The following is a 13,824-nucleotide window of genomic DNA, read 5'->3' on the forward strand; positions in this document are numbered from 1 at the left end:
CTGGCCCATCCAGGAATTAGCATAATTATAATTTAATTAGCATTCTATATTGACTGCGCCAAGAATATTCCGTCTTCATCTAAAAACTTAGCCAAACGGCACACCGTTGTGAGCAGACGCTCGGCACGGGTCCGCGCCCGTGCGCCAAGGGTTGAAGACAGAGGTCCCAGCATGTGTGCAGAGCGCGCCATTCTCCATGTGAGCCGCGTCGGCTTTCTCGGCGGCGCCGAGCGCGTGATCCTGACGCTCGCGCGAGGAATGGAGCCTTACGGCTATTCCCCTGTCCTCGCCTGCCCCGGCGGCGGTGATCTTGCGGCGGCGGCCCGCTCGCTTTCGATCCCGCTTGCCGATTGCGGCTTCGAGCGGATGCGCGCCACCTCGGACCCTCTCGCACTATGGCACTATCTCCAGGCGTGGCGAGCCGGCAGCCGCCAGATTGGACGACTGCTCGCCTCCGGAGAGATCAAGCTCGTTCACGTTCACCACCCGGTCGGTGCGCTGTACGCGCTCCCCGCCGCCCGTCGCCTCGGCATTCCGGTCGTCATGCATGTGCATGAAGTCCTGCCCATCAAACCACAGCACCGCCTCGCGCTCCGCTGGACCGCCCGTCATGTCGACCGCTTCATCTGCGTTTCCGGAGCGAGCCGCGAACTTCTCGAGACGATCGGCGTCTCCCACGAACGCATCGAGATCGTCCCGAACGGCGTCGATCCGGAATTCATCGAAAAGGCGGCCAGAGCACGCCCTGCCGCGCCGATCGTCGAAAAAGGCGCACGCTACAATATCGGCATCTTCGGCGTCATCGAGCCGCGAAAAGCGCAGCATATTTTCCTTGAGGCTGCCGAGAAGATCGCAGCTCAGGAGCCCGGCGCGCATTTCTGGGTCGTCGGACCGCTCGCCCTCAAAGACAAGGAAGACTACGCAAAGCGTCTCCATCGCGTGGCGGAGACCCCGGCCTTGCGCGGCCGGGTCAGTTTCACTGACTTTCAGGCCGACATGCCATCGTGGATGGCCGGGATGGATGTCGTGGCGTTGACCTCAACGAGCAACGAATCCTTCGGCATGGTCCTCGCCGAGGCACAAATCGTGGGCCGACCGGTCGTCGCCACGGATATCGGCGGCGTGCGCGAGGCCGTCTGCACGGAGACAGGAGGCACTCTCGTCCCCAGGGACGACGCGGACGCCGTGGCTGAGGCCGTGCTCGCGGTCCTGAGACAGCAAGAGCACGTACCTGCCTCTTTTGTCGCGAGCATCGCGCGGAAGCAGTTTTCGCCGGACGTCTTCCGGGCCCGCATTGCCGAGATCTACGAGAGGGTTCTCGGCGACCGCAGGATGCGGCTCGCCTGCGAAGAAACCACCCCGGGTCCGCGCTGGCATCTGGGCCTGTTCGCGGCCTCTCGGCCGGACTCCTCACAGGCAAACCCGGCTCTCATCAAAGGCAATCCCGGCACCGCCAATCAAGAAGGGCCCGAATGCACCCGGAAGCCCGCCCTGTGGTTGTAGGAGCCGATCAGGCGAAAGCCGACATCGCGCCCATCAGTGGCGATGGCGCCGCGGCCGCCCCATCCATGCGCGCCATTATCGCCGCAAGCCTCCTGCATCTGCCGGGCCGGATCTTCAAAGCGCCCACCGCCATCTATGCCGTCATGCAATCGATGGCGACCTTTGCCGCCATCCTCTTCGTCAACATCGTCACCGGCATCATCACCGCGCGGCTGCTCGGGCCGGATGGTCGCGGCATCTATTCCGCGGTCGTGCTCTGGACGCAGTTCCTGGCTTTGATCTCCACGGCCGGCATCGGCGCCGCCACGACCTATCATGTGGCCAAGAACCGCGATGACCGGGCAAGGATCGCGCAGATCGCTTTTATGCTGGCGGCCGGCTGGGGAAGCCTCGTTCTGACGGTCGCGCTCCTCGCGATCCCCCACCTGATGACGCAGTACGATCAGCAAGCGATCCTCTACGCCCGCATCGCAGCTCTTGCCTCTGTCTTCGGCGGTTCGCAGGCGCTTCTGTGCTGCGTCCTCATCGGATTGGGCGCCTTCACCTTCAACAATTACGGCCGCCTCGCCCCCAACCTTTTCTATTTCTTCGCGCTGATGGGAGTGCTGGGCTTCGCCGACCTGAATTGGCAAGCCGCCGTCCTGGCGTCGATTGCGGGTATCAGCCTGGCTGTCGTCACGCAGATTCCGGCCTTCTTGGTCCGCATGGGCGTCGCACGAGGCGATTTTCGACGCCATGCACGATCGATGCTCTCCTACAGCCTGCGCGCCGGGCCCGCCGACATCGTCACCACCTGTGCGGAATATACCGACCGTTTGATCCTGATCGGCCTCGTCGCCCCCGCAGAGCTCGGCTTCTATGTGATCGCCTTCAGCTTTTCACGCATCGCCATGGCGTGGATCATGCCGATCAACAGCGTGCTCCTCTCCAAGATGGCGAGGGCCGAAGCGAACATTGCGAAATGCCATTTCGACCAGACCTTTCGCTTTGCCCTTGCCCTTCTGCTGATCACCTGGCTGGCAGGCATGTGGTGGGGACCGCCGCTCCTGGTGCTGCTCTATGGCCAGGAATTCGCGCCCGTGGTTCCAATCTTCCACGTCCTTCTTGCCGAGGCGATCATCTTCGGCCTCGCCAATATCAGCGCGCAGCTCTTCCAGGCCTTGAACCGCCCGGGCTATGTCTCCGCCGTGGAGGCGACATGCTTTGCGGCCATGCTGGTCTCGGTTTACGTGATGGCCTCCCGTGACGGCGCACTCGGAGCGGCCTGGGCGATCCTCGCGGTCACGCTTCTCCGCCTCACCCTCATCCTGATCGGGATCAAAATCTCGCTGAAGCTGCCGCTGCCGCGTCCTTATCTGACCCTTGCGGACCTCCGCTATCTGCGTGATCGGCTCATCCATCTGTAAGAGGCACCAGGCGGCACGCTGCCGGCCATCGATCCCGGCCTGAAAGCGGCAATCAGGGGTGCGTGGGCAGGGTGGCGGCGACAGGGCCGGCCACGACGCCGGCATCCAGCGAGGCTCGATCCTGTGACGGCAGGCGCATCTTCGCACGCGCAGCCGTGATCTGCGCCACCCCCATCCCGAGCATGAACCAGAAGACGACCCCATGCTCCCCGAAAGTGGCCGGGATCAGGAGGCTCATCACGAGATAGGACACGGCGATCGCCTGCGAGGCGAGAACGAGCGCCCTCTCCTCCGCCTTCAACGCGGCGCCCTGAACGAAGAGAAAGGCAACGACGAAGCCGATCCCGACGTAATAAACGAGAGCGCCGACGACACCCACCGCCAGCATCGCGGCGATCGGGCCGCTATCGATCTGCATCGCCTGAACGCCGCTCTTGGTGGCCGGATCGGCCCGCGATCCCCCGAGACCGGAGCCGAAAACATGCCGCTCCATTTCCTCGAACGCCGCCGAATAGACGTGAAGCCTCTCATTGGCACTGACGTCGGAGCGGGCATCAAGCATGGATTCAATCCGCTGACTGACAATCCTCGTCCCCTGGTCGGTCAGCAAGGCCATGGGCGCCACCACCACGAGCACGAGGGCGAGCGCAAGCATCGAGGTTCTGATGCGGCCGGAGCCGAGGAGAAAACAATAAGCACCGATGATGAAGATGCCGACCCAGGCGGTCCGCACCGCCGTGAGGCCGAGCGCCACGAAGCCGAGCGCCAAAGCGACCCAGCGCAGGGCGTCTTTTGAAACGATGAGCATCGACAGCGGCAGGAGCAGAAACAAGGCCAAGGATGCGGGCGAGTTCATCGTGGCGAAGACGCGAACCTTATAGGGATAGGGTTCGCCGATCGTCGGCATGAGCGTCTTCTTCATCCAAAGCGCGTCCCAGCCGGGCATGTAGCGAAACTGATAGAGCGCGTAGAGGCCGAGAACGATGCCCGCGAAGAGCGAAAACACGGTGAGATCGCGCCGCAGCTGTCCAACCCAGGAGGGGTTGCACGCCACGAACATACCGAATGCGGCCGGCAACACCCAGAGAAGGAAATCAAAGGCACCAGGGAGAAACTGGCCGTTGAGAGCGGCCAACATCAGCCCATAGACCGCAGCGGCAACGACGAGGAGAAGCCCGGCCGACATTGGGTGACGGAGATTCGCCATGGCAAAGGCAAGGGCGCCGGCAGACGGGGCGAGCGCCGCATAAGGCGAAAGCAGCAGAGGGCTGTAATCGAGAAAGCCGGCGTGAAAATCGACCATCCGCCGGATGAACGGCGTCAGAACGAAGAGCCACAGGCAGAAGGCGATATACCGCCTCATATCGCCCCGGAGCAGAAAGAAAACGGCAACGGCAAGAGCCCCCGCCGGAAGGCCAAGCCGCAGAAGGCCGGCCGCCCTCGTGAACGCAGGCGCCGTCATGATCCCGATCAGCGCCAGAACCTGCACCTGCAGCAAGGCACGGCCCAAAAGCCCGTCAGAAGCAGGTCCACGCGAAGCAGGCCCGCCAGAAGCAGAAACGAAACGACCCGGCCCACCGCCGGCGGGCGCGGATCCGCTTGGGGAAGCACGGGCGCGCGACGCTCCCTCGGAGACCCAATCTGGCCCAGTGTCGCTCGCCGGCGGCGGAACCGCCGGTCCCCCGGCGCTCATCCTAGGACGGAGAGGCGGCCGCAGCTTCCGGCAGGGATGCCCCACCAACGGGCTGCGGGGTAGGATAGGCCTTCACGAGCGAGGCGCCCGCGAGGGTCGGACGCAGTTTCGTCAGCCCCTTTTGCGCCCGCGACGAGACCGGCGCGCCGTGGCGCAAAATGCCCTCTTTCGCGAAAACGCTGTTGCCGGTCAGAACGACACCCGCGATCTCTGCGCGGCAGGCACGCAGGAGCGTGATCGTCTGGTCGACGGCATCCGGCGAGAAACGCCCGATATGACAGAGAAGCAGCGTTTGATCGGCGAGCGTGGCGAGGGAGGTCGCGTCGGAGACCACGTTGAGCGGCGGACTGTCGATGACGATCACGTCGTAGTCACGTCTGAGGACTTCGATGAGCTTCGGCAAGACCGGCGATGCGAGAGCATCGATGGCCTTTGCATCACTTCCAGCAGCACTCCCGGCAGCGAGAACATGAAGCGAGGTCCCCTCGACCGCCATGATCGCGTCACGCAGCCCGGCTTGTCCCTTCCCGCCATACGCACCGAGAAGATCGCTGAGCCCGGTTTTCCCAGCCGATGGCGCGGCCGCATGGTCACCCGCCCCATGCCGGAGGTCGGCATCCAGCAGGAGAACCCTTCTCCCTGTCGCCGCGAAGCTTTGAGCGAGCGCGACCGCGGCAAGCGACCTGCCTTCCCGCGGCATCGCCGAGACGACAAGCACCACGCGCGTGGGTTTTCCATTGTCATGAAGCAGGCGGTTCCGGACGAAACGGATTTCCTCCCAGAACCTCACACGGCTGCCTCGGTTCGACGGTAGGCGGCTTAAGACGTTGAGCGAGATCGCCCCCAAGATCGGAAGACCAATGCCTTCGACCTGAGCGGCATTGCGCCGCCACCGGCTTGCAAGATGATCGACCACCATCGCGACCGCGAGGCCCGCCGCGAGGGAAACGATGGCGGCAAGGAGGAGGAAAAGCGCCACCTTGGGAAAGATCTGGCGCGTGGGCACCGAAGCCCGCGACACGACTTTTGCATCGTCGGCGACGAAATCTGCGCTCTGCAGCTGGCCGTCGTGCAATCTCGATGTGGCCTCGACAAGCCGGCTTTGTGTCTGCGCCAGCGCACCCCGGGCTCTGTCGAGATCGCTTTGGAGATCCGGCAACGAATCTCCGAGCGAACCTGCCACCGGACCGGCCCCTGAACCGAGGACTGAACCAGCGAGCGGCGCGTTCCCGCCCGATACGGCTTGAGCCGATGCCAGCGCATCCATCGCCGCTTCGACCTCCGCACGCCGCTCTTGCATCTGCCCGCTCAGAAGGTCGACGACATGCTGGAGCGCGAGCGTGCGTCGCTCGACCTGCATGCCGATATAGGCCGCCGCGTGCGCGTTGACGATTTTTGCGGCGAGATGCGGATCGCTCCAGGTGAAGCTGATCAGGGCCGCCGTCGACAAACCGTCATTATAGGTGGAGAGCTTCTTCATATAGATTTGCAGAAGCCGGTCCCGCTCGAGCTCGTCGGCACTCCAGGCCGAGGGTCGCACCTCGTTTTCTCCGAGGAAGCGCGCGCTCCAGCTCCGCAGCCTGGTTCGCCAGGACGGTTTCTCGGCAAAACTCGGCTCGTCCTGGAGATCGAGCGTCTCGATGACCCTGCGGGCAACTTCCTCGCTGCCCAAAACGGCCGCTTCCGACGCGATGATGAAGGAAGGCAGCATGGGTGAGACGGTCTTTTCCTCGGCCGTCCGTGGATCATCAACCGGCACCGAAGGGAGCAGGACGAGAGCCGTGGCGCGATAGGACGGCGTCAGTTTCGCGATCACCGCCGCCATCCCCATGAAGACGACCGCGGCGACGAGCACCACCACCCATTTGCGCCGGACGAGGAGGCGGAGCATCCACAGAAGACTGCCGGCACCGGTTTCGACGCCGGATTGAGCGGGCGTCTCCTGCGCCCCGGCGATGGAGAAAGGGTCAGTACGCATCTTTGCTGAACAACACGTAGATGATGGTCACGGCGAGGATTCGGGCATCAAGGAGGAGCGAGGCTTCGCGGACATATTCCAGGTCGGAATTGACGCGCGCCTGCATCACCTCCACCGTCGGTGTCTCGCCCCGCTGCCCGCGGATTTGGGCGAGCCCGGTGATGCCCGGTCGCGCCTGCAAACGGCCAGGATAGCCCTGCACGAGCGTGGCATACGCCGCATCGAGCGACGCGACATGGGGGCGTGGCCCCACGATCGACATGTCGCCGAAGAGCACGTTGAACAACTGTGGAAGCTCATCCGCGCTCGTCATGCGCAGAAGCCGGCCGACCGGCGTCACGCGCCCGTCGCTGCGACCGGCCTGGCGAAAATCCTCGCCGATCGAGAAATACATCGAGCGGAACTTGTAGATCTGGAAGGGTTGCCCTCGCAGACCGCTTCGCTCCTGGCGGAAGATGACCGGACCCCGGCTCGTGATCCTGACCACGGCATAGATGAGCCCCATCAGCGGCAGAAAGAGCGCGATCAGCGCGAGAGCCATAACAATGTCGGCCGTCCGTTTGGAGGACGCGAAGAGATAAGGGTTGCCCTCTCCAACCTCGACATCACAGTCCCCCCTCACGAGGACAGGCATTCGCCGCGCCAGGATCGCGGCCTCCTGCACGGCAACAGGACTGGCCGACGCATTGCCGGGACGCGAGGCAAACTCGAAGTCCGAAAGCTCGCTCATCGACAGCACCAGCCTCAAAGATTAAAATTATCCTAATTTCAGTTAGACATTTGTTAGAATTCCTGTCAACATCCTCGTTAAGTCAAAACTTGAGTGAAACAGGAATGCGCCTCTCGAGCCGCACTTTCTCCACAAGTTTAAATGCGCGAGAAAGCTAATGAAACTAGTTGTTCTCATTCTTTTGCTTTCGCTTACCACCGTATCTGCGGCTGACGAACTCCTGCTGCAAGCCGGCGACACCGTAGAAATGACGGTCACTGGGGTTCAGGATCTGACGCGACGCACCACGGTTGCAGAAGACGGTGTCGTTTCACTACCTCTCTTTGGAGACATCAAAGTCTCAGGGCTTTCGCCCTCACAGGTGCGCACGCGGCTGAAACACGATGCACCGGGGAAAAGTTATCGTCCAAAACTACAAAATCCTAATGGGCAGGTGGTATCGATCACGGCAGAGGACGTCTTCTTCGATCTCATTGCGAGCCGCCCCGTCTACGTTCACGGCGATGTGGGCAAACCGGGCGAAGTCACGTATCGCCCCGATCTCACGGTCCGCCAGGCGGTGACGCTGGCTGGCGGTTACGACGTGGCACGGCTGCGGCAGGCCGATCCCTTCATCGAGATGGAGAATGCCCGCACCGATTACGCAGCTCTGTGGATCGCCTTCGCGCATCAGCAGGCGACCGTATGGCGCCTCGAAGCCGAGCTGAAGGGACGCGACGACATCGGGCACACGGACATTCCCACCGTCCCCGTCGACCCTGAACTCGTCTCCCAGATCCTGCGGACGGAGAAAAAGCAGCTCTCCCTCGACCTTTCCGATCACGTTTTGGACCGCGAGCAGCTCGCCAAGACCCTCAAGGAGACCGAGCGCCAGATCGCGACTTTGGAAGAGCGGGACGACATGCAGACTGCTGAACTGGCGGCAGCCCGAGCGGAACTCGACAATCTGAAGGAGCTGGACAAGAAGGGCCTCGCGCAATCGACGCGCATCAGCGATGCACGCCGAGCCATCTTGCTGACGAGCAGCCAGCAGCTCGAAACCACAGTCGAAAAGCTGCGGGCGACTGTCGAGCGCGACGGGCTCGCGCGCCGCTACGACACCCTCGACGCCGAGCGCGAGGTGACCCTGCTCGAAGCTCTGAAAGATGCCCGGCTAGAACTGGAGACGACCCGGACAGGGCTGCGCTCCGCGGGTCAGAAACTCCTCTACGCCGGCCTGTTGCAGTCCGACCTCGTGCGCCGCCACGCCCCCGCGGAGATCATCATCCACCGCAGCGATCCAGAGGGTGAGCCACAGAGCATGCCCGCCTCCGAAGATGCGCGGCTGATGCCGGGCGATGTCGTCGAGGTGAAGCTGGAGCTGCCGCGGGAGCTTTTCACAACGCAACTCAACTGATCGCACGGCGGCGGAATTTCCAAACGACGCCTCGCCGTCATTCGAAACGAACAACAGGAACGCAAAATGGCTTTCACGGGACGAGGTGCCGGCAGGCTTGCAGCACTGTTCGGCGGCAGCAATCGAGCTCAGACAGAGCGGGCGGCCGGGCGGCCGATAGGGCCTATGGAAATGGAAGATGACGCTGGAATTTCCCAGGCATCGACCGCCTCTCGCTCCGTCGTCAGCTGTTTTGCCGAGCAGGTTGCCCGGCGCCCCGCCGCCGCAGCACTTCTCGCAGACGGCGGCCCGATCACTTATCTCGCGCTCGACCAATGGTCGAACCGCATCGCCCAGGTTCTGAGGCAACGGGGCGTCGGACACGGCGATCTCGTCCCGACCCTCACCCTCCAGAGGCCGGCCAGTGTGGCGGTCTATCTTGCCATTCTGAAGCTTGGCGCCGCCTATGTGCCAGTCGATCCGAACCTGCCCGACGGCCAGATCGGCGCGCTCTTCGCACGGTTGAACGCGCCTCTCGCAATGGCCGACGAAGAGCTGCTCGCCCGCCTTCCCGCAGGCACCGAATGGAGCGGCGACGTCGTCTGTCCGCAGCATGAGGCCGAGCGGATCGACACTGCCGACCCTCGCCTCGAAAGCCCTCCTCCCGGCGCGGAGGATCTCGCCTACATCATGTTTACGTCCGGCTCGACCGGCACGCCGAAGGGCGTCATGGTCCCCCATCGGGGCATCGTGCGTCTGGTGAAAGACGCCCACTACGCCCGGATGGACGACAGCGAGGTCTTCCTTCAATTCGCCCCCCTCGCCTTCGACGCTTCGACCTTCGAGATCTGGGCACCGCTTCTCAATGGCGGCGCACTCGCCTTCGTCGACAATCCGAAGCCCTCGCCGCTCGATATCGGCGAGGCCGTTCGCCGCCATGGCGTCACCACATTGTGGCTGACCTCCGGTCTCTTCAATCTGATGATCGAAGAGGTGCCCGAGGATATCGCACCCCTCCGGCAGATTTTGACCGGCGGCGACGTTCTCTCCGTCGCACATGCCGAAAAGGCGCGCCGACTGCTCCCGCACGTGCATCTGGTGAACTGTTACGGTCCGACGGAAAACACCACCTTCACCACCACCTACACACTGCCATCGACGGGCCCGCTGCCGTCTCCGGCGCCGATCGGCCAGGCGATCTCCGGCACCACGGCGCATATTCTGGATAGCAACATGCATCCAGTCCCGGATGGCGCGGTCGGCGAACTCTACACCGGCGGCCTCGGCGTGGCGCTCGGCTATTTCGCCGACAAGGAGCGGACCGAGCGGTCGTTCCTCGACGATCCCTTTGCCGAAGAGAGCGGGGCGAAACTCTACCGCACCGGGGATCTCGTGCGCAGAAATGCCGCGGGAAACATCGAATTCGTCGGACGCGCCGATCTGCAGGTGAAGATCAACGGCAAACGCGTCGAGCTGTCCGAGATCGAAGCCATCCTGGAGGAGATGCCGAACGTCGCCGACGCGGTCGCGTCGGTGCGCGAGATCCGTCCCGGCGAAAAGCAGGTCGTCGCCTTCCTGCGGCCTGCGCAGGCTTGGCCCGACGAGGCGGCGATCATGGCAAGGCTGCGCGAGACCCTCTCGCCGGAGGCCGTCCCCGCAAGATTGATCGTGATGGAAAGATTTCCGGTGAACCGGAACGGCAAGCTCGACCGGGCGGCACTTCTCGCAACGCTTTTTGAGCCTCCCGGAAACCCGTCCAGCGAGAACGGCGGCGACCCGGCCATGGCGCCGGCCCAGCACAAGGCAGCGAGGGAAGAGGCCGCATGAGAGAGGACAGCGCGACCAGGCACCATCTCAGGGAGCCCGACCTTGACTGAGAACGTCTTCCCGGAGGGCGCTTTCGTTGAACCGGAAGAGCCTTATCAGAGCGATGACGCCCCGGCGCGATCGTCCGATCCTGCCTGCGGGAACGCGCCCATCACCGCTGCACTTTTGGCGGCGTGGGAAGACCTCCTGCATGTGACGGAGATCGGGCCGCACGACGATTTCTTCGCTCTCGGCGGCTCGTCGCTCACCGCCTATCGCTGTCTTGCGCAGATCCGCAGGCTCTATGGCTGCAACATTCCGCTCGAGACCTTCTATCGCGCCCCGACCGTCACGGCGGTTGCCGGAATCATCGCCGCGAAAAGCGAGCCGCAGGCGCGCGCCATCGCCCTCCAGCCCACAGGCTCCCGAATTCCGATCGTCGCCGTGCACGATACGGTCATCTACCGCGAGCTCTCAGAAAGGCTCGGCCGCGACCAGCCCTTCCTCGCCGTGCCGATGCCGGATGAGGTCGATCCTCTTTCCCAGTCCTATTCGGAAATCGCGGCGCATTTCGTCACCGCGATCCGCCATGCGCACCCGCGGGGCCCCTATATCCTCATCGGCTTCTGCTTTGCGGGACGTCTCTCGCTCGAAATCGCGCGCCAGCTGAAAGAGGCGAGCGAGACCATCCCTCTCGTCATCGTCGTAGACGGCTGGGCGCCGGGCTATCGCGCCGGCGGCGGGACGATGCTCGGGCGAACGGCCTTCTTCCTGCATCGCGCCTCGGCCCATCTGAGAGAGGCGCTGCCGAACGGAATATCCGGGCTCCGCGACCTCCACCGACGGAGCGACACGGTGCGCCGGCGCCTGATCTCTGCGCGCAATCTCATTCGACGTATGATGAACGAGCCGGAACAGGCGCTCGATCCGGAGGACCTTGCGATCTTCAGGGCGATCGACGCCGCGGGCGAAAGGCACGCGACGCAGGATTACCCCGGCGATGTCCTCGCCATCTGGAGCGACGATCAGCCGAAAAGTCGCTTCATCGACCAGGCCTTCGGTTGGACCGGGCTGGTCCAGGGGAACCTCAGCCACGCACGGGTGGCAGGCACCCACACGGAAATCTGGAGCGGCCTCGGCCTCGACCAGATGGCGCGCGCCCTCGATGAGGCGCTCTCCCGCTGCAACAGCCCCACCGAGGACACATCCCAGGAGGTTTGGAGCGCGCACCTGCCCGAGCCGGATTGTCCCCCGCCCGTGCCGCAGATCATCTGACCCGGTACGGCCGAGAGATTCTCGCCTCGATCAAAAGCCGGTCAAAACGTCAGCCAGTCCGATTGCAGCACATCATCGAAGATATCGGCCAATCCGTGCGCGGCATGGTCGAAGGCCTCGACGCCCAATCCGAGATCGGCGCTGGCGACGGACCGCGAGACGGCGTGGGCAATGAAACCGCTGGCGGGCTCGTGATCTTCACCCGCCGCCGACGCGCCACGCTGCTCGGCGCGGGCTGCAAACGCCCCGAAGAGGCTCCGCGGCCCCGTGGAGGAATCTTGCCCGGCGGGCGCGGCCGGCGGCACTTTCGGTGTGACGGGAAGCGATCCGCCGGCCGGCGACACCACTGCGCCGTCATAGTCGCTGATCTCGATGACGATCGGATGATCGGAGAGTTCGAAGGAAACCCGCTTGCCGTCTTCGGTGTGCGCGATCGCGTCGGTGCCGCTGATCATGGGATCGTAGACGGAGAGGTCCGCCGTGCTTTCGACCGTCACCGTCGAGACATAGGCGGAAGCCGGCTTTTCGCTGGCCGTCGCACTGTCCCAGATCAATTCCTCGTTCCAGATGACGAGATCGACCGTCCCGTCGGCCTCCGTCAGAACCATATGCTTCGCCGTGTCGGGAAGGTTTTCGATCCCGTATTGCAGCGTCCCCTGCACTGTCGCCGAAACATCCGAATTGTCGCCGAGGATCGTCGTCAGATTGTGCAGAGCCGTCGCCGCCATTTTCGGCGAGCCATCGGCGTTGAAAAGCCCCCAATTATTCTCCGGATCGAGGTTGCGATCGCTGTAGGGGTCCATCAGCTGATAGATATACGTCTTCTCGACGCCGTCCTCGGCCGCATCCATCAGCACGTTGAGGATCTGTTTCGCCTGCACCTCTTCACTCACGCCCATCGTGGTGTCGGCGAGAGTGTAGAAGCCGGTCTCCGTCACGACGACAGGCTTGTCACCGGTTGGAATCCGGCTTGCGTCAAGAATGGTATCCCATTGCTCCTGAGGCTTCGAAGAGTTCGGAAAGTAGATGTGGGCGTTGCCGTAATCGGCCCATTTCGAGAGATCGCCGAGCGAAGTCATCAGCTTCTCGTTGGCATAGGCCACCGAGAGACCGACCACCGAAACATCGCCAAGGACGGCATTGGCGTTCACCGCCTGATAAAGATGCGCCTGGATCGAGCTGCCGGCGGCAAGACCCGATTTGCCCGCAAGGCTGGCGGGCCAGAGATTGATCTCGTTGGGAGCTTCGATCGCGTCGATGCTGCCCGGATGGGCTTTCAGAAATTCGGCGGCCGTCTTGACCCCTTGATCGATCAGAGGCGTCCCGTCGACCACCTGAACGAGAAAGTTGAAGTCGTACCCCTTGGCCGCGAAATCCTCATAGACCTTTGCCTGGAAATCGAGCGGGATGACGTCCCGCAGATTGTCGATACCGAGATAGGCGAGCTCGCTCTCGACGAGCCCGGCGCGGGCATAGGCTGTGTCCGTCCAGTTCAGATGCGTGTTGACGCCGATCGTATCGACGAACGCATCGGCGCTCATCGCACTCTTCAAATCGACGGTGAGCGCACCCGTGCGTGTCGTGGAGGCCATATCAATCCAACCGTTGTTGACCGTTGGAGTTGATGCCGGGGCGGAACCTGCGCCGAAGAGACCGAAGCAGAGCCCGACCGCCCGCAAAAACTCGAGGCCACCAAGGGCACGCAGATTGTTAGAAATGAGATAAGAAACTGCCATCATTGCGACCAGTTATGTTCTGGTTAACTTTAGATCATAGAGCTTACTCTACTTCACCATAAGATAATTACAAAAAACTTATAGAAATTATTGGATAAAATTAGAACTTAGCCGCTTTCACGGTCCAGAACGCCTAACTCCGCCTTCCGGAGCCAGCCGGGGACCAGGAAGCAGCGATGACGGCTCAAACGGGAGGAATGGCGTCTCGGAAGGCGTCGCGCCGGTAGAGGCCCGGGAAATCCAGACAAACGCCGAAGGGCGGCGAGCAGGAGAAGCCAACCGGCGGGGCCCAGCGCGCGGCGTGGTCATCGCGGCGCCGGGA

Annotated in this window: 9 protein-coding genes and 1 pseudogene; 6 read left to right on the forward strand and 4 right to left on the reverse strand. The window is 63.2% G+C overall.

The window, feature by feature from the left end:
- Window positions 1-171: 171 nt before the first annotated feature.
- Together NYQ83_RS13410 and NYQ83_RS13415 are read left to right on the forward strand one after the other, a co-directional pair.
- Window positions 172-1,503, forward strand: a complete 1,332-nt coding sequence (locus NYQ83_RS13410) for a glycosyltransferase (RefSeq protein WP_261215280.1) — start codon at window positions 172-174, stop codon at window positions 1,501-1,503.
- The gene (locus NYQ83_RS13415) at window positions 1,473-2,909 is read left to right on the forward strand and encodes a lipopolysaccharide biosynthesis protein (RefSeq protein WP_261215282.1); all 1,437 of its coding nucleotides are present in this window, start codon (window positions 1,473-1,475) and stop codon (window positions 2,907-2,909) included. Before NYQ83_RS13410 ends, NYQ83_RS13415 begins: the two co-directional genes overlap by 31 nt.
- Before the next feature lie 52 nt (window positions 2,910-2,961).
- Here NYQ83_RS13415 and NYQ83_RS13420 read toward each other — a convergent pair whose 3' ends face one another.
- The 3 genes from NYQ83_RS13420 to NYQ83_RS13430 form a co-directional block, all read right to left on the reverse strand.
- Entirely contained in the window at window positions 2,962-4,419 is a 1,458-nt protein-coding gene (locus NYQ83_RS13420) for an O-antigen ligase family protein (RefSeq protein WP_261215283.1), read from the reverse strand.
- Window positions 4,420-4,603: 184 nt separating this feature from the next.
- Entirely contained in the window at window positions 4,604-6,580 is a 1,977-nt protein-coding gene (locus NYQ83_RS13425; protein ID WP_261215285.1) for a polysaccharide biosynthesis tyrosine autokinase, read from the reverse strand.
- The gene (locus NYQ83_RS13430) at window positions 6,570-7,310 is read right to left on the reverse strand and encodes a sugar transferase (protein WP_261215287.1); all 741 of its coding nucleotides are present in this window, start codon (window positions 7,308-7,310) and stop codon (window positions 6,570-6,572) included. The genes NYQ83_RS13425 and NYQ83_RS13430 overlap by 11 nt, the downstream gene beginning before the upstream one ends.
- Before the next feature lie 157 nt (window positions 7,311-7,467).
- Between NYQ83_RS13430 and NYQ83_RS17840 the strand changes: the two are divergent.
- From NYQ83_RS17840 to NYQ83_RS13445, 4 genes and pseudogenes are all read left to right on the forward strand, one after another.
- Window positions 7,468-7,701, forward strand: a pseudogene (locus NYQ83_RS17840) (polysaccharide biosynthesis/export family protein); the annotation flags it as partial.
- Between the two features lie 42 nt (window positions 7,702-7,743).
- Window positions 7,744-8,706, forward strand: coding sequence for a hypothetical protein (locus NYQ83_RS13435; protein WP_261215289.1), 963 nt, complete (start codon window positions 7,744-7,746; stop codon window positions 8,704-8,706).
- A 165-nt stretch (window positions 8,707-8,871) separates the two neighbouring features.
- The gene (locus NYQ83_RS13440; RefSeq protein ID WP_261215290.1) at window positions 8,872-10,512 is read left to right on the forward strand and encodes an amino acid adenylation domain-containing protein; all 1,641 of its coding nucleotides are present in this window, start codon (window positions 8,872-8,874) and stop codon (window positions 10,510-10,512) included.
- A 42-nt stretch (window positions 10,513-10,554) separates the two neighbouring features.
- Entirely contained in the window at window positions 10,555-11,766 is a 1,212-nt protein-coding gene (locus NYQ83_RS13445) for a thioesterase domain-containing protein (protein WP_261215291.1), read from the forward strand.
- 41 nt (window positions 11,767-11,807) lie between these two features.
- On the opposite strand, the gene NYQ83_RS13450 is transcribed toward NYQ83_RS13445, so the two are convergent.
- Complete coding sequence (locus tag NYQ83_RS13450; protein ID WP_261215292.1) at window positions 11,808-13,505, reverse strand: hypothetical protein; 1,698 nt, start codon at window positions 13,503-13,505, stop codon at window positions 11,808-11,810.
- Between the last annotated feature and the right edge of the window lie 319 nt (window positions 13,506-13,824).

The organism is Afifella sp. JA880, assembly GCF_025379905.1.
GTDB classification, from domain to species: Bacteria; Pseudomonadota; Alphaproteobacteria; order Rhizobiales; family Afifellaceae; genus Afifella; species Afifella aestuarii.

Bases quoted from the DNA above. Each gene is read 5' to 3' on its own strand.
- NYQ83_RS13450 (WP_261215292.1), bottom strand. From the start codon at position 13,505: ATGATGGCAGTTTCTTATCTCATTTCTAACAATCTGCGTGCCCTTGGT.
- NYQ83_RS13410 (WP_261215280.1), top strand. From the start codon at position 172: ATGTGTGCAGAGCGCGCCATTCTCCATGTGAGCCGCGTCGGCTTTCTC.
- NYQ83_RS13440 (WP_261215290.1), top strand. From the start codon at position 8,872: ATGGAAATGGAAGATGACGCTGGAATTTCCCAGGCATCGACCGCCTCT.
- NYQ83_RS13430 (WP_261215287.1), bottom strand. From the start codon at position 7,310: ATGAGCGAGCTTTCGGACTTCGAGTTTGCCTCGCGTCCCGGCAATGCG.
- NYQ83_RS13415 (WP_261215282.1), top strand. From the start codon at position 1,473: ATGCACCCGGAAGCCCGCCCTGTGGTTGTAGGAGCCGATCAGGCGAAA.
- NYQ83_RS13425 (WP_261215285.1), bottom strand. From the start codon at position 6,580: ATGCGTACTGACCCTTTCTCCATCGCCGGGGCGCAGGAGACGCCCGCT.